Annotated in this window: 13 protein-coding genes; 4 read left to right on the forward strand and 9 right to left on the reverse strand. The window is 40.1% G+C overall.

Features of this window, described 5'->3' with window-relative positions; genetic code table 11:
* Window positions 1-38: 38 nt before the first annotated feature.
* A complete protein-coding gene (gene rpsO, locus IGL13_RS11950) occupies window positions 39-308 on the reverse strand; it encodes a 30S ribosomal protein S15 (RefSeq protein ID WP_002354983.1) in 270 nt (89 codons plus the stop codon).
* Window positions 309-587: 279 nt separating this feature from the next.
* On the opposite strand from rpsO, the gene def reads away from it, so the two are divergent.
* A complete protein-coding gene (def, locus tag IGL13_RS11955; protein WP_002354981.1) occupies window positions 588-1,151 on the forward strand; it encodes a peptide deformylase in 564 nt (187 codons plus the stop codon).
* A gap of 170 nt (window positions 1,152-1,321) precedes the next feature.
* On the opposite strand, the gene IGL13_RS11960 is transcribed toward def, so the two are convergent.
* From IGL13_RS11960 to IGL13_RS11970, 3 genes are all read right to left on the reverse strand, one after another.
* On the reverse strand, window positions 1,322-2,098 hold the full coding sequence (locus IGL13_RS11960) for an HAD family hydrolase (RefSeq protein ID WP_002361040.1): 777 nt from the start codon (window positions 2,096-2,098) through the stop codon (window positions 1,322-1,324).
* 9 nt (window positions 2,099-2,107) lie between these two features.
* Window positions 2,108-2,761: a DNA alkylation repair protein gene (locus tag IGL13_RS11965; RefSeq protein WP_002354978.1), complete on the reverse strand. Its 654-nt coding sequence runs from the start codon at window positions 2,759-2,761 to the stop codon at window positions 2,108-2,110.
* A 71-nt stretch (window positions 2,762-2,832) separates the two neighbouring features.
* Window positions 2,833-3,636 carry a formate/nitrite transporter family protein gene (locus IGL13_RS11970; RefSeq protein ID WP_002365340.1) on the reverse strand — a complete coding sequence of 268 codons (804 nt, stop codon included), beginning with the start codon at window positions 3,634-3,636 and terminating at the stop codon, window positions 2,833-2,835.
* A 323-nt stretch (window positions 3,637-3,959) separates the two neighbouring features.
* Between IGL13_RS11970 and rpsD the strand changes: the two genes are divergently transcribed.
* The 3 genes from rpsD to lepB all read left to right on the forward strand — a co-directional run bounded on the left by rpsD (window position 3,960) and on the right by lepB (window position 5,878).
* Window positions 3,960-4,571 carry a 30S ribosomal protein S4 gene (rpsD, locus tag IGL13_RS11975; protein ID WP_002365342.1) on the forward strand — a complete coding sequence of 204 codons (612 nt, stop codon included), beginning with the start codon at window positions 3,960-3,962 and terminating at the stop codon, window positions 4,569-4,571.
* A 160-nt stretch (window positions 4,572-4,731) separates the two neighbouring features.
* Complete coding sequence (locus IGL13_RS11980; protein WP_002354975.1) at window positions 4,732-5,280, forward strand: biotin transporter BioY; 549 nt, start codon at window positions 4,732-4,734, stop codon at window positions 5,278-5,280.
* 61 nt (window positions 5,281-5,341) lie between these two features.
* Window positions 5,342-5,878 carry a signal peptidase I gene (gene lepB / locus IGL13_RS11985; RefSeq protein ID WP_002385230.1) on the forward strand — a complete coding sequence of 179 codons (537 nt, stop codon included), beginning with the start codon at window positions 5,342-5,344 and terminating at the stop codon, window positions 5,876-5,878.
* Between the two features lie 54 nt (window positions 5,879-5,932).
* Here lepB and IGL13_RS11990 read toward each other — a convergent pair whose 3' ends face one another.
* The 5 genes from IGL13_RS11990 to IGL13_RS12010 form a co-directional block, all read right to left on the reverse strand.
* Window positions 5,933-9,817: a WxL domain-containing protein gene (locus tag IGL13_RS11990; RefSeq protein ID WP_002378802.1), complete on the reverse strand. Its 3,885-nt coding sequence runs from the start codon at window positions 9,815-9,817 to the stop codon at window positions 5,933-5,935.
* A gap of 490 nt (window positions 9,818-10,307) precedes the next feature.
* Window positions 10,308-14,576, reverse strand: a complete 4,269-nt coding sequence (locus IGL13_RS11995; RefSeq protein WP_010710236.1) for a WxL domain-containing protein — start codon at window positions 14,574-14,576, stop codon at window positions 10,308-10,310.
* A complete protein-coding gene (locus IGL13_RS12000; RefSeq protein WP_174082762.1) occupies window positions 14,563-14,904 on the reverse strand; it encodes an LPXTG cell wall anchor domain-containing protein in 342 nt (113 codons plus the stop codon). The genes IGL13_RS11995 and IGL13_RS12000 overlap by 14 nt, the downstream gene beginning before the upstream one ends.
* A 385-nt stretch (window positions 14,905-15,289) precedes the next feature.
* The gene (locus IGL13_RS12005) at window positions 15,290-15,901 is read right to left on the reverse strand and encodes a YktB family protein (RefSeq protein WP_002368423.1); all 612 of its coding nucleotides are present in this window, start codon (window positions 15,899-15,901) and stop codon (window positions 15,290-15,292) included.
* A gap of 34 nt (window positions 15,902-15,935) precedes the next feature.
* Window positions 15,936-16,493 (reverse strand): GNAT family N-acetyltransferase, encoded by a 558-nt coding sequence (locus IGL13_RS12010; protein ID WP_002386268.1) that lies wholly within the window; start codon window positions 16,491-16,493, stop codon window positions 15,936-15,938.
* Window positions 16,494-16,501 lie beyond the last annotated feature (8 nt).

Genomic DNA, 16,501 nt, shown 5'->3' on the forward strand with positions numbered 1-16,501 from the left:
AGCGAGATTCTGATTGAACCTCGCTTTATACGTAATGATTAACGACGTAATCCTAAACGTTGGATCAATTCGCGGTAACGTTGGATGTCAGTTTTACGTAAGTAAGCTAACAAGTTACGACGGTGACCGATTTTTTTCATTAAACCACGGTAAGAATGGTGATCTTTTTTGTGTGTACGCGCATGTTCGTTCAATTGGTTAATGTCTTCAGTTAAGACAGCAATTTGTACTTCTGGAGAACCAGTATCTCCTTCATGACGTGCGTATTCTTTAATGATTTCGTTTTTTCTTTCTTGTGAAATTGCCATTTGTTCCACCTCTTTCTCTATTATTCGTCTGATCACTGAGTGAAGCGTTGGTGACTCGCTAAACCAAGTGATAGATGGTGTGTTTCCACACAAGCTTACTTTACAGGAAACACCGCTAAAATGCAAGCTTAATCTCTATTATTCGATAGTTTTTTTAAACAATCTAGCCCCTTTTTTGGTGATTTTGTGATACACTAAATGGTGGTAAACAACTGATTATTTCAGCGCATGAATAAATAAAAGAAGAATTTTTTTATGTTTCAAAGGAGGAACCATTGAATGATTACAATGAAAGATATTATTCGTGAAGGGAATCCCACACTTCGTGCTGTGGCAGAAGAAGTGCCTGTCCCTATCACTGAGGAAGACCGACAATTAGGCGAAGACATGTTGACTTTCTTAAAAAATAGTCAAGATCCAGTCAAAGCCGAAGAATTACAATTACGTGGTGGCGTTGGTTTAGCTGCACCACAATTAGATATTTCTAAACGAATTATTGCTGTCCATGTTCCTAGTAACGACCCAGAAAACGAAACGCCTTCATTAAGTACGGTGATGTACAACCCTAAAATTTTGAGCCATTCTGTGCAAGATGTATGTTTAGGTGAAGGGGAAGGCTGTTTATCTGTCGATCGGGATGTGCCTGGGTATGTCGTTCGCCATAACAAAATTACCGTCAGTTATTTTGACATGGCTGGCGAAAAACACAAAGTTCGTTTAAAAAACTACGAAGCGATTGTGGTTCAACATGAAATTGATCATATTAATGGCATCATGTTCTACGATCATATTAACAAAGAAAATCCATTTGCTTTAAAAGAGGGCGTTTTAGTCATCGAATAAAGGAGCGTGGGACAAAAATCACTTTGGATTTTTGCTCCACGCTCAAAAACTAATAAACGGCGGGAACAGAAGCAACTCCTTCGGAAATAAGCCGAAATTCTCCAAAAATTAAAGAACAATTTTCGGAAATTCCTTCTTATTTCTCGGAGTTAAACACTTCTGTCCCGACCTCAAATGGCCTTCATTTCTTTTAAGGCTTTCCAAATGCCATCATTATCATTTGTATCTGTGACCATCGTAGCCACTTTTTGAATGGAAGGACTCGCATTGCCCATTGCGACGCCAATCCCTGCATGGCTTAACATTTCTCGGTCATTTTCGCCGTCCCCAAAGGCAATGATATTTTTTGCATCAATGCCCACACGTTTAGCTAAATACGTTAACGTAGCTGATTTTGAGCCATCTTTAGGCACAACATCTACGCTATGTTGATGCCAGCGAATAAAGCGAAATTCTGGGTATTCTTCTTCAAACGTACACTGATCTTCTGCGTCATAAAAAGCCAGCGCTTGGTAAATATCATTTTGACGATAAAAGTGTTCATCATAAGCAGGTGAATGAAAATGAAAAGAGTTCATCGCAATTTCCATTTTTTCAGCACGGTGCTGGTTGCTCTTCTTAATATCATCTAAGCCCACACAAGCAAATCCTAAGCCGCGTTGATCACTGTCTTGTGCCAAACGTTCCAACGCTTCAGCGTGCAATAAATTTTGATAATATTGCTCATGATCCACAAAAGCCGCGGCGCCATTACATAATACGTAATTAGTAAAATCTAAATCCCAAATCACCTCTTGCGCCATATAACGACTTCTGCCAGTTGCCAGCGTAACTAAGTGTCCTTGCTCCCGCAATTTTGCTAGCGCTTCTCTCGTGCTATCCAATGCTTTCTTCTCCGAATTTAACAACGTCCCATCAATATCAAATGCAAAAAGTTTTCTTTCCATCATTTCTCCTTATTCGCTCGCTTTCGCTAAATATTTACTGCCTTCTCGTTGTGCTAAAGGACTCAACACTAATTCTTTCATCAATTCCTCGACCCATTGCGGATTCGTTTTACTATATTGGCGTAATGACCAGCCAATCGCTTTTTGAATGAAGAACTCCTCTGTAGTTCTATCATAAATAATCGCCTTTTTCAACAGGTCCTGATTGGTCTTTTCTTTCAACATCAACTGTAAATTCAGCGCAACACGCCGATTCCAGAAATTTTCAGCGCCATAAAAAAGGGCAAAAATCGTTGGCAATTCAGTCAGATGCAACGCCACCCACGACCCAAAAAATTTTCGCCAAGCATCCACACTGTCCCACCACGCTTTTTGTGGAACATAGGCTTTAAACGCTACGACCTCTTCTAATGAAAATCTCCGAACATTTTGAAGGGCTAAATCAATAGCGACATACTGATATTCTCGTTCTGTTTTTTGATAATAAGCCTCAATCTCTTGGCATAATTTTTCCTTTGGCCACGTATGACTTTCTTTTAAAAGTTGTTTACTTAACGCTTGACGTTCTGGGGCGGGGATGCCTGCAAAAACAAATTGATGTTTCATATAAGCAGACATTTTTGCTGCTGTTTCTGGGTTCTTCTGAAATTGAAGTGTGTCCATTCCTTCGCTCCTTATAATAAAAAAACTATACTAAAACAGTGTACCATGTTTTAGTATAGTTGGTTGGTCAATTAATCAAAATACGTTAAGTTTTTGTTGTCTTTATCTAACCAGGCATAGCCGAGACCCATAATTAAGCCACCACCGATAAAGTTACCGATAAAGGCCCAGAACAGATTATGAACAACATTACCAGCTGTGAAAGCTTCAATTGCGCCGTTCGAAGCAAAGTAAGCTAAACTGAAGGCTGGGAAGTTGGCAATCACGTGTTCAAAACCAAGGAACGCAAAGATAAAGATAATGAAAATAATGGCCGCGACTTTGCCGGCATCATCTTTCATTCGCATACTCACTAATACGGCTGTATTAACTACAATATTGGCGAACATAGCTTCAACTAAAATCTGTAGGGTGGTTTTTTCTAATTTTCCAGCAATCGATGTAAAGAAGAAACTATCTTTTGGTAAATCTTGGAACGGCACCGTAAGTGATACCAAGAAACCAAATAAGACACCACCAATTAAATTGAATAAGATACAGGTAAATAAAATTTTTGCAGCTAAGGAAAAGTTGACTTTTTTACGATAGACCCCAACAGTCATGTACAACATATTCGAGGTACCAAGTTCGGCATTCATATATAAAATCATCACAAGTGACCAACTGAACATGAAGGCGTAAAGCATTTTCCCTAAACCATGAGAAATTCCTTCTCCTTTAATTGCGATTGCAAAAGCAACGGCTGTTCCCAACGTTAAAAATAGACAAGCAAGCATTGCACGAACAGCGTAGCGGGAAAAGCTGTTTGAGAATAAATTCACTTTCTTGTCGATGGATTTATCAATTTGTTCAAACAATGGTGAACCAGACTTCATTGTAAACTCCCTTTCATTCCGTTTTCAACTTATATTTTCAAAACATCTCCCCTTATTCTAATGAGGAAAAGTGTTTTTGTCTACCTTTTTTTCATATTTCACTTTAAAACCTTGACGTTTCCTATCCTATTAAGTATACTAGATTTTGTGTAAAATAATTGCAGCAGAAGAATAATAACTCGTCAACAGTTCATTGCCAAACTTGGTTCAACTGCGTAACCGCGGCTGCAAAGGCGAAGGTTGAAGAATGAACTGAACGAATATGAATTTTTCATCTAATTATTTTACTCCAAAAAAACATTTATTTATTGGAGGAATTTTTAATGTCTCGTTATACTGGACCATCATGGAAAGTATCTCGTCGTCTAGGTATCTCTTTATCAGGTACTGGTAAAGAACTAGCTCGTCGCCCTTACAAACCAGGACAACACGGACCTAACAGCCGTGGTAAAGTTTCTGAATACGGAATGCAATTAACTGAAAAACAAAAATTACGTCATATGTATGGCATGAACGAACGTCAATTCCGTACGTTGTTCATTAAAGCAAGCAAAATCAAAGAAGGTAAACACGGTGTTAACTTCATGGTTTTACTAGAACAACGCTTAGATAACGTTGTTTACCGTTTAGGTCTTGCAACTACTCGTCGTCAAGCACGTCAATTAGTTAACCATGGTCACATCACTGTAGACGGCAAACGTGTTGATATTCCATCATACCACGTTGAAGTTGGTCAAGTGATCGGTGTTCGTGAAAAATCTCAAAACATCTCAACAATTAAAGAAGCGGTTGAAGCAACTGTTGGACGTCCAGCATTCGTAAGCTTTGACACTGAAAAATTAGAAGGTAGCTTCACTCGTTTACCAGAACGTGATGAACTTTACCCAGAAATCGACGAAGCACTTGTCGTTGAATACTACAACCAAAAACTTTAAGATTTCAAAAGGTCGAACTACGGTTCTTACCTTCTTTCAAAACCTTGCCTTTCTTGGGCAAGGTTTTTTTCTTTGCCCTCTTTACAAAATTGTTTACTTCCGCTAAACTATTGTTAACCAAATAAAAATAATTGGTTAACAATAGAAAGTGAGGCTTCTTATGAATAAAGCATCGTTACGCTCTTTAATTTTAGCAGCAGAATTCGCTGTGATTATTGCTGTACTTTCACAATTTACAATTCCATTGGGGATTGTCCCCTTAACTGGACAAACATTTGCCATCGGCTTAACCGCTACCGTTTTGGGTAAGCGAACGGGGACCTACGCTATTTTAATTTACTTCTTATTAGGATTAATTGGTTTACCCGTTTACGCTGGGATGTCTAGCGGGTTCGGTGTACTCTTTGGACCAACTGGCGGCTATTTAATCGGCTTTATCTTTAACGGCTTATTAACTGGTTATATTTTAGAAAAAACAACCTTTAACTATACTTGGGCCATTATCGCAAATATTGCCGGTGCCTTAGTTACCTTAGTTTTCGGCATGATTTGGTTGAAATATTCCGCAAATCTGCCGTGGCCAAACGCTTTCGCTGGCGGGTTTGCTCCGTTTATTATTCCTGGTATCATCAAGGCTGTCGCAGCTGCTTATGTTGGTATTTTAATTCGCCAACGCTTTATGAAACGTTTTTTAGCACACCTTTCTTAAGGGGAAAACTTTTTTCTTTTCCTTGTCTGTAGTACACTAAAAGGACAAAGGAGTGAAGTCCATGTCCTCATTATTAAAACGATTGGTTCAGTTGGTTTTGTTAGTCGTCGCTGTCTTGCTAATTCGACACTATGTTTTCTCCCCTGCTGCGGTGAACGGCTCTTCAATGGAACCAACACTTCATAACAACGACCGTTTATGGGTGACCTCGATTAAAAAGCCTCAGCGCTTTGATATTATCGCTTTCCCTAGTCCTCGCAACGGCCAACGAGTAGCCAAACGTTTAATTGGTTTACCTGGCGAAACAGTCGAGTATCGCGATGATACCCTTTATATTAATGGTGTATCACTCAGTGAAGATTACTTAGCAAGTGCTAAACGAAATGTCTCTAAAAATGAAAATTATACCCAAGATTTTACGCTAGAGACCTTAGAAGCCACCCAATCCCTGACCGTTCCAGAAGGCATGTATTTTGTCTTGGGGGATAATCGCCCGCGCTCAGATGACAGTCGTTACTTTGGCTTTGTTAAACAAGCGAGCGTGGAAGGTGTTTTGACTTTTCGTTATTATCCATTAGATAAAATTGGCTTTCCATAAAATAGTAAACCGCCCTCAAAAAGTCTAACTTTTTGGGGGCGGTTTACTATTTTTTTAAGGTCCAGTGACTAAGTTCCACGTCACCGTTCCTTGATATTTCTCATTTATTTTCCCTTGGTTGGCAGGGACTTCTAATTTCACATTGGCAAAACCAAAATCTAATTGATAGACATCATTACCTGTAAATTGGTTATTAAGAATTACTGGTGTAGATGTACCGTCACTCGTCAAAGTTAAGGCTTTCGTAACCCCAACTTTATTTGTTAACTCTGTGACTTGATTATAGTTTTCGATTGCTATAACATCCGCACTTCCTAATAATAAACGCGTACTAGTTGGTAAACTATCAGCTGACGCTGTTAACTGTGACAATTGTGCTGTTAACTGCCAATTAGGTTGGCTTGTCTTTATTCGTAGATATGGATTACGTGTGCCGTTGCCATAGTAATCAGCTGCTTTTTTCAGTCCGTACTGCTTAGTGCTACTGTTAATCTTAATTTTCCCAAAATCAAACGTTGGTGTACTAATGAAACCTTCTTCTACTGGTGTTGGCGTAATCGTTTGATCTTCTCCTTGAATACGTACAAAGTTACTAGCTGTCACTGCAGAAAAGTTTCCACTAGCTGTCATTTCTGCGGTTAAAAGTTGTCTTGGTTCTCCCGTAATTTTCGCTGTGTTCACTGTCACTAAGGCTTCGCCGTTCACAGGAATCTCTATATCTAAGTTAACTCCTGCTTGCCATTGTTCTGCCGTCACTGGAATAATTTTATTTGGTGTATTACCAATGCGAACAGCTAATTGTGTTGGTGGTGAAATACCTGCCGCCCATTTGGTAGTTGGAGCTAGTTTAACGTTGGTCAATGGAACTTCACTGGTATTTTTTAGTTTAACTATCCACATCATAGAAGCTTCATTTGGGATCACTTCTAGTAACCGACTAACCGTCATTTCTGCTGTTGGTTGGACTTCCTCATAGACCGCTGTCATGTCATCTTTATCGTCGTAAGTCACGGCGTAACTTGGTGTTTTAGTCGTTGTCAAGGTGCCTGGTTTGGTTTTACCTTTGTACCAGCCTTTGAACTTATAGGATTTATCTCCTGTTGTATAAGTGTCTGGTAAGGCTTTCGTACTAGCGTAAGTGAAATTATCACTGTCAATCACCGTTTGTTTTCCTTGCGTGAAGCCTGTTGGCGGTGTAATTTTAGCGCCGCTTGGATCCACAAAGTTTTCAGTGACACGACGGTTTTCTAAATAATAGTAGATTGTTCCCTCTGGAGAAGCTAAGTTATAGTTTTTTCCGACTGTCCCTGAATAAATTCCCATAGCATACAACGTGTTATTCGGGTCCCATGTCCAAAAAGCTCGTCTGGTTCTAAAAAAAGTTCCAGCGTTAGTTAATTTGAAGGCTTCTACTCCGTCAGCTTGAGAAACAACCGTATATGGCGCTTCTATATTTTTCCGGATCTCTTTGGTCATAGGATACTTTGTTTTATCTCCCGTATAAGTAGCTAGCGGTGTAATCGACATTGTCTTATATTGTTTAGGAATTGTATGATTAACAGACCTTGCACCGTATGTCTTAAGCTTATCTATCGGGAAATCATATGACTTGCCAGGAATCGATAATTTTTTTAATTTACTCATCACTTCATCAGTTCCTTGGATTTTCCCTAATACTGTTGATTCAGTTTCGTCACTTTCACCTAATTCGGCTTCTACAGAAAAGCCTGCTGTATTCAATAGGTTACCTGCCTCATCAACATAACCAAAGTAAACATCTTTGGCTGGTAAATTATACGTTTTCATCACGACTTCTTCATAGACTACCGTCAAATCATCATCATCATTATAAGTGACTGGATAACTGGGAGCTTTGGTCGTCGTCAAGGTGTCTGGTTTGTTTTTACCTTTGTACCAGCCTTTGAACTGATAGGTTTTCGTGCCGACTTTATAGGTATCTGGCAAATCTCCGCTTTGCTTAAAGGTGTACGAATCACTAGTAATTACTGTTTTTTTCCCTTGGGCGAAACCTGACGGTGCGGTGATTTTAGTACCATTGGTATCTACGAAGTTTTCCGTAACACGACGATTTTCTAGGTAAAGATACATACGTGCATTTTCATCTAGTGTATAGACACTCGGTTCTACTCCTTTACCAGTAATAGTCGCACTTAATAGTGTTGCAAGTCTAACATTTGTAGGCATTGATGACCAGTATATACCGCTCATCGTAAACTTTTGTGGATCTGTTGTCGGGTCAAGACCAATTCGCCATCCAGTTGTATCGATGTCACTTTTGACACCACTTCTTAAACTAAGACGATACGTTTCTGGAATAGAGTAGGCTGTACCTGTATAATTTGGGCCAGGTTGATACGTTACGGTTTTATACATTTTGGGCAACGTAAAGGTTGCATTGCGAACTCCATATTGCAACGGCGTAGGTCTTTCTGTATCGAAAACCCGACCTGGTATAGTGATTTCTTTTACTGCGCTATTATTGTTAGTCGGGACTGGGCCAATTGGCGTCACTTTGCCATCCGCAACCTCAACTAATTCTCCAGTAAAGCCATAACGATCAGCAAATGTCAGCCCCCCTGTTTCATTGATAAATAGGACACGATACATGCGATCAGGCAAAGTCACTGGATTCTGAATCGCCTTATTCATCACCTGAACAGATGACATTCCTTTTCCTTCTTGAATCGCCTCATACACCACCGTCAAATCGTCATTCCCATCATAGGTCACCGCATAGCTTGGCGCTTTGTTGGTGGTCAAAGTACTTGGCTTGGTTTTGCCTTTGTACCAGCCTTTGAATTTGTAGGTTTTGCCGTCTGCTTGATAGGTGTCTGGCAAAGTACCGCTTTGTTTGAAGGTGAAGTCATTGCTGGTCATTGGTGTTTTCTTGTTTTGGGTAAAACCTGTTGGCGGTGTAATGGCTACGCCGTTAGCATCTACGAACTTTTCGGTGACTTGTTTACGGGTGACTACGTAATTAAGTGTTTCTCGGTACGTTGCAGTGCCATCAAATCCGTATAATACTGGTTCTACTGGAGTGCCAATGGGGGCGACACTCAGGATTCTTAAAAATTCATTACCATCCGTGTTTAGAGAGAAAACATTTTCACTGCTTTTAGAAAATATGCTATCTCTTGTGCGTAATACAAAAGGAGTCATATGATTCCCAAACTGCGGTAACTCAGTTGTTTGTTGTGCACTATATCTGGTCATCCTCAGTGTAGAATTGGGCACAGCAACAATACTGTCGACATACTTTAGCGTGTTATCAATCTTTAATTGTTCAACCGCGTATATATTCATCCTATAATTTGCTGGTAAATCTGTAAAAAAATCGTATGGTAAAGGAACCGTTGCATTGACAGCTACTCGATATTGACCACCACCTGCATTAGAAGAAGTAATTGGATAATTAACCGCATATGGTCGCCATAAACTAGTTGCGTCTTCATATCCAAATTTAGTATACGTCCCTGATAACGTTAAGTTTTCATCAGCAAAAGCTTGCCCTGATTCATTAGTGAAAGCCAAGGTTATTCTCGGATAAATCACTTGATTATTCGGCACCCAACGTGGCGAAATACTCTTTTGTCGGTCATTTTCACTACTATTTTCTGCAGGTTGTTCTGTTGTGTTTGTTTTTATCTCTGGTGTTTCCAGTGGCGCTTTTGTCTCTGCTTGTTTCGCTGTTTCCTGTGTTACTTCTTCCTGACTCGTTTCAGTCGTTTTTTGACTGCTTTCCGTACTTTCTTGCCTTGCGCTACTTGCTGGTGTTGCTTCCTTAATACTATTTGCCACTGTCGGGCTACTTTCACTCGTGACTGTTTCCGCAATGGCTGTTACGCCAGAAAAGGCGTTAATCACTAAAGAACTACACAAGCCAATGGTTGCTAAGCGTTGCCAGTTAATTCTCTTCATGTCGTCCCTTCTTTCTATGTACCATTCCCGCCAAGCCGATTAAGGCTAAGCTGGGAATGCTAAAATTTGCTTGCCCCTTGTCCCTTCGTACAGGGCGCAAGGGTCAGTCGTGATAGCTTGTGCTGAACCACCTCTTAGGTGAGTTCCTTGTTGGAAGTAACTTTTGCCATTTTTGATTCATGCTATTCTCCTTTTTATGTATTGATTTATTGTTCATTGGTATATGTACAGCTTTTAATTTTCTCCATTCTATCAAAAAAAGGCGGACTTGAAATTTCAAATTTTGCTACAGCTAAGCTACTTTTCTGATGATTCCTATTATACCAAGGCGGAAGAGCACTTTTTCACTGGAAAAACACTCGAAAATTAAGAGAATCTGCCATTTTGCTACTGATTTTCAGCCAAATTCCTTAATTTCCATAAACAAAAGCTCAAAATGTTAGTATCAAACACTAACATTTTGAGCTTTCCTCATGATAACTTAACTATTTTAAGGACCTGTAACTAGGTTCCACGTAACTGCGGCTTGGTATTGTTGCCCCTTGACCCCTTGGTTGGCTGGCACTTCAAGTTTGACATTGTTGAAGGTGAAGTCCAACTGATAGATATTACTCCCAGTGAATTGTTGATTGGCAATAATCCTAGTGGCCGTGTTGTTGGCATTCAAACTAATGGTACTCGTAGTACCGACCGCATTTTTCAACTCGGTAGGTTGGTTGTAATTTGAGAAACTCGAAACAGGAGCCGCCCCTAATAATAAGCGGGTCGTTGTCGGCAAGCTGTCTGTCGCTGATTTTGGTTGCGACAGTTGCGCTGTTAAGCTCCAATTCGGTTGGGTTTTCTTGATCCGCAGATAGGGATTGCGTGTGCCGTTGCCATAGTAATCAGCGGCTTTTTTCAAGCTGTGCTGTTGCGTGCTTCCCGCTACCCCAACCTGACCAAAATTGAAGGTTGGAACACTGATGAAGCCTTCAGCCGTTGGTGTCACAATTGCTTGATCATTGTCTTTCACACGTACGGTGGCCGAAGCAGAGACACCACTGTAATTCCCACTGGTGGTAATCCCAGCGCGCAAGACTTGCCCCGCTGTCCCTGTCGCTTTCGTAGTGAACTGAACCGTGGCAGATTTTCCTACGGGAATGTCAGTGCCTAAGCTAACACCATTGGTCCACGTAGTCGCTGTGACGGGAACTGTTTTCGCGGTTCCGCCAGCTGGCGTGACAATCATGGCGGTTGGTGCTGCTAAGCCAGTTGTCCAAGCGGTTGATTTCTTGATGGTCGCCGTGGTTAGTGGCGCTTGGCTTGTATTGGTAATTGTGGCACGCCAGGTGACATTGCCGCCGCTAGTCACGGTTTCAGCGGTAGTACGAGTTAAAGCGACACTTGCTTTGGGCACTTCTTCCTTATACATCGCCGTCATGTCGTCATTGCCATCAAAAGTTGTATTGTATGTTGGCGTAGTGCTGGTTGTTAAAGTATTAGGCTTGGTTTTACCTTTGTACCAGCCTTGGAAAATGTAAGTTTTACCGCCTGTTGTATAACTAGCTGGTAAGACTTTTGCGCTCGTATACTTGAAGGTGTTGCTCGTCATGGGAATCTGGTTCCCTTGCGTAAAGCCTGTTGGTGGCGTGATTTTAGTGCCGTTGGTGTCTACGAAATTTTCGGTGACTTTACGATTGGTTAGATAGTAATAGACTGGTTTATCAATTGTAAGATAGGTTGCTACCCCCGATCCCAAATTAGGATTGTGGACAACCTTTCGCAAATAACTGGGTACCTGAATATCTATCGGAGCAGCCGTGGTTGTTCGATTAAAGATAAACGATTGACTCCCGTTATTCTTTAACTCAAAGTTTCTAGAAAGTAGCTTATTCTCACCTTCGACAAATGGCTCTGAATAATTATTACCTTGAATATTAGGAAACGGGTAAGCTATATCAAAAGTACCACTCTTGTTATAAACACTTATTTTTTCATAGTAATTGGGTAGTGTAAAGGTTAAATTAGCCGCACTATGTTGTGTACTTCGATCACTCAGTATTTCAAGTGATTGCGCAGGATAAGCAATTTCCTTCAAATTGTTTTTGGTTGGTGCAACTTGACCTTTTTCAAGACTGACTGTTTTCCAGTAATCAGGTTTATTTGAATCAGCTGAATTGGTTGCTAATCCTTCTCCATGCCAATTGTCATAGGTTAGTTTAATCGTTGAAGCATCTACTCGTTTGCCAGACTCGTCTACGAACCCGAATTGATAGGTCAGCGCTGGAAAATCAAAAACCTTAATCTCCTCATACACCACATTCAAATCATCATTATCATCATAAGTCACCGCATAGCTTGGCGCTTTGGTGGTGGTCAAGGTATTTGGCTTGGTTTTGCCTTTGTACCAGCCTTTGAACTTGTAGGTCTTACCACCTGTTGTGTAAGTGTCTGGCAAGGTGCCACTTTGTTTAAAGGTGTATGGGTCACTGTTAATTACTGTTTGTTTCCCTTGCGTGAAGCCTGTTGGTGGCGTGATTTTAGTGCCGTTGGCGTCCACGAAGTTTTCGGTGACACGGCGGTTGGTTAGATAGTAATAGATTGGACCTTGAATCGTATAGTACATTGCTTTCCCCGTAAGAAAACTCGATACATATCTTAAATAAAATGGAAGCTGAACATTTTCGGGAGCGGCGGCTGTTGTTCTATTGAACACAAACTCCTGTCCTCCATTATTCTTTAATTCAAAATATTGAGGAGTATTATTTATTTCCGCACCTGATGGGTTTAGTATACTTGGATAAGGATATGCGGCATCAAAACCACCTTGTTGATTTTGTATACTGATGGATTTATAAATTCTTGGAAGCTGATATCTTAAGTTTACTGCACTAAATTGAAATGAATCATTACTATTCGTTTCAAGATATTGAACTGGGTATATGATTTCTTTAAGATTATTTTTTGTATTTGCCTTAATCCCTGTTTCTATTTTAGTAGTTGCCCATGCTGATGGGATATTGTTGGGTGGCTCAGTACCAATACCGTACCAATTATCATATGTCAAATCAATCGTGGAGGCATCTACTCGCTTACCTGATTCATCAACAAACCCAAATTGATATGTACGACTAGGAAATTCCAAAACCTTAATCTCCTCATACACCACATTCAAATCATCATTATCATCATAAGTCACCGCATAGCTTGGTGCTTTAGTCGCGGTCAAGGTGTTTGGCTTGGTTTTGCCTTTGTACCAGCCTTTGAACTTATAGGTTTTGCCGTCTGCTTGATAGGTATCTGGCAAGGTGCCACTTTGTTTAAAAGTGTACGCTTCACTATTAATAACCGTTCGCTTTCCTTGTGTGAATCCTGATGGTGGTGTAATTTTTTGTCCGTTACTATTAACAAAATTCTCATAAAGCTTTTTGTAATAAATATAATAATTAATAGTAGCACCAGAATTCCCTTTATTGAACTGTCCTGTTGTTCCTACAAGATTGTCACTAAACATAATATTGGTGCTTACTCCGCTATTAGAACTACGATTCGTTATACGCCATGTCTTACCAGTCGCTTTAGTAAAGTTATATGTTGAAATATCATAGTTACTTCTCGTATAAGTTGTTGATGTGTACGCTCTGGAAGTCATCACACCTGTTCGGCTGTCTGGAAGTGTTGCTTTAGGTGGTGCTAACACAATTTTATCAATTCTATTGGTGGTAGCTGTAGCAAAATTAATCACAATATCGTTACTAAAGAAAAACCACGAACCCCCGTTACTAGTACCTATATTTTTTAGTCCTGTATCAAACCTATAAAGCCCACTACCAGCATTTGTCATAGTTAAAGGATATCTTAACAGCGTCCCTTCTACTCTCGAATTGGTTGATTTAAATAATACTGGGTTTATGGAAAGACTCATTTGTTCCTTACTAGCCACTCCATCCTCATCGTAAAATTTTAAATTCCCTTTCAAACCTAAGTTACCAGAAAATCTATCCACATACGTCATTTCATTTCGTCTATTCACTGCGCCAAATCCATTAAATCGAATCGTGGAATCGATATATTTTTTTTCGTTGTGTGTACCCGAAGTAATTCTTGTCTGAAAATACAATGTTTTGATATACCCAGTATTTCCAGAAGTTCGCCCGTGTAGACGATTGATAAATGCAGTGACCGTCCTAGTCGACTCTGTCCAAACAAAATATTCGCCACCACTATTGGCATTATGAGAGCCTTCTCCTATAACTACATTTTGTTCCTCGGGGCCAACTTTGATAATAACTGACGTTGGTCTAGTCATTCCAGCTGCCAATTTTGATTCAATTCGAATCGGACCAACAATATCTGAATTTGTATCATCTGTTGTAATATTTTCCAGTTTCATTCGATAATCAACTACATCGTTAAGACGAACCGTGGTTCTATTCGTGGTTCCTGTAGCTGCCCAGACAAATGCTCTAGGCATAATTTTCGCTTGAATACCAGATGGTTCCAGCAGATTTTCTTCTTGAGCTATTTCCGTTGTATCTTCTTGTTCCACTGTTTCCTGTGTCACTTCTTCCCGACTCGTTTCAGTCGTTTCTTGACTGCTTTCCGTACTTTCTGGCGTTGCGCTACTTGCTGATGTTGCTTCCTTAGCGCTACTTGCTACTGTCGGACTACTTTCAATCGTGATGGTTTCCGCAACTGCGGTCACGCCAGAAAAAGCGTTAATCACTAAAGAACTACACAAGCCAATGGTTGCTAATCGTTGCCACTTAGTTTGCTTCATGTCGTCCCTTCTTTCTCTGGACCATTCCGACAAGACCAATCAAGACAAGACCAAGAATGCTAAGATTTGCCTGACTCTTGCTCCCTGTACGAGGGAGCTGCGAGCCAGTTGTGGTGGTCTGTGTCGAACCACCACTTCGTTGATCTCCTTGCGGAGGACCAGCTGGTTCCTTGGGATCAGCAGCTGGCGCATCTGTTTTCGGTGGGGCATCTTTAGGAGCGGCTGTTCTCGGATTTTGGTAAAATTCAATCCCCACCGAACTAGAACCACCCTCAGATGCTTCAACATTTATAAAAAAACTAGGGGAAAATAGTAAACACGCAATTATTAAATAACGCTTTTTTTCATTTAAAAACCTCCTTTTAACTCATTCACATTCTTCTATATAAAGAATGCGTAAACAACCTTTTTCATACCTTTATAATAGCAAAGAACTCTTTGTTCAAAACATCATTTTTTTTCATTTGACAACATCTATTCGCGAAAATCCCTTATTAAGCAAAGGTTGCTACTCTTGTTATTTAAGCAAAAAAGGCTATCAAAACGTACTTTTCCATAGAAATCAGCCAGTCATCCCTTAATTTTTTTCAAAAAAACTAAAGAAAAGCTCACAATGTTAGTAATTAAAACTAACATTGTGAGCTTTTCTCATTTTTGACGATTGGATAATTCGATAAAATAACACTAAAACACAAAATAACTGTCTGTTTCTCTTATTGGGCAACAGCTAATTGATACAATGGCAGGAGTTGTTGATAGGTTGCCAACATATAAGCGCGTGCTTTTTCAGGGGTTTGCCACAAGGCACTATCTTTGGGAATGATGCGCCCAATTTCAAACTCACCTTTTTTTACATCTCTAAAACGAGTTAAGGCTTTTTCTAAATCCGTTTCTGGCAGCGGAGTAATTTGAGGAACCGTATGATCCAAGGAAACATACGTATCTTCTGGTAATGCTTGGAATAATTGCTGATTCTCTAAAAAGGCTTGCGCAATCTGCTTTTCATTTTTAGGATTATCAATGAATGACAACCACATAAACACATAGTCGCCCCAAATGCCTAATTGAAAATGCGGCTGCATTTTATACCCGCGCTTATTCGGACTAAGTGCTGACCAAGTATTTTCTGGTGGATACACGGTGCGACGGCGATGTTGCGCAATATGGACAAACAACTCCGTTCCTAGTTCAGGCGCTAGTTGTTCGGCAAAATACGTGTCTAATTCTTGAAAAATAGGTTGAATTTGCGCACGGATAACCGCCATTCGTTCATCTAATCCAGCAACTTCAAAGGCTGCAAATTCTTTTTCTGTAAACATCAACATTTCTCTAATTCCTCTCTTAACTTGTCTTCCGCTTCTATTTTTGTCGATTTTGCCATGTTTCCAGTGTCATCCCACGATAAACATCTGTGACAATTTTCCCTTTACTAATTCGAGCATTGGGTAGTGTTCCTTCGTAGGTAAAACCAATTTTCTCCATGACACGACCAGAAGCTGGATTGTCTTGATCATGTAAAGCAAAGATTCTCATGAGTTTCATTTTTGCAAAACCCAGTTCAACTAACGCCGTCGCGGCTTCAGGCATGTAGCCATTGCCCCAAAAGGCACGGTTCAAGACATAGCCTAATTCTCCAATATTATTGGTTTCATTGACCCGCAAATCAATCGTGCCAATCATTTTGCCCGTTTCTTTCACTTCAATCCCATATTTTCCTAAAGGTTCCCCCATAAAAAATTTAGCAATGTTTTGTCTTGTTTCAGCGATTGTTTGGTTTTTCAAAAACACATAGCGGACCGTTTCCTCATCTGAAGCATATTCGTACATATCCTCTGCATCGGCTAATGTGACGGGCCTTAAAATCAAGCGTTCGGTTTCGATTCGTTGGTTTTCTGCAAAAATCAATGGATAATTCATGAGCAAAA

This window comes from Enterococcus sp. DIV1937 (assembly GCF_050535975.1).
Taxonomy (GTDB): Bacteria; Bacillota; Bacilli; order Lactobacillales; family Enterococcaceae; genus Enterococcus; species Enterococcus faecalis.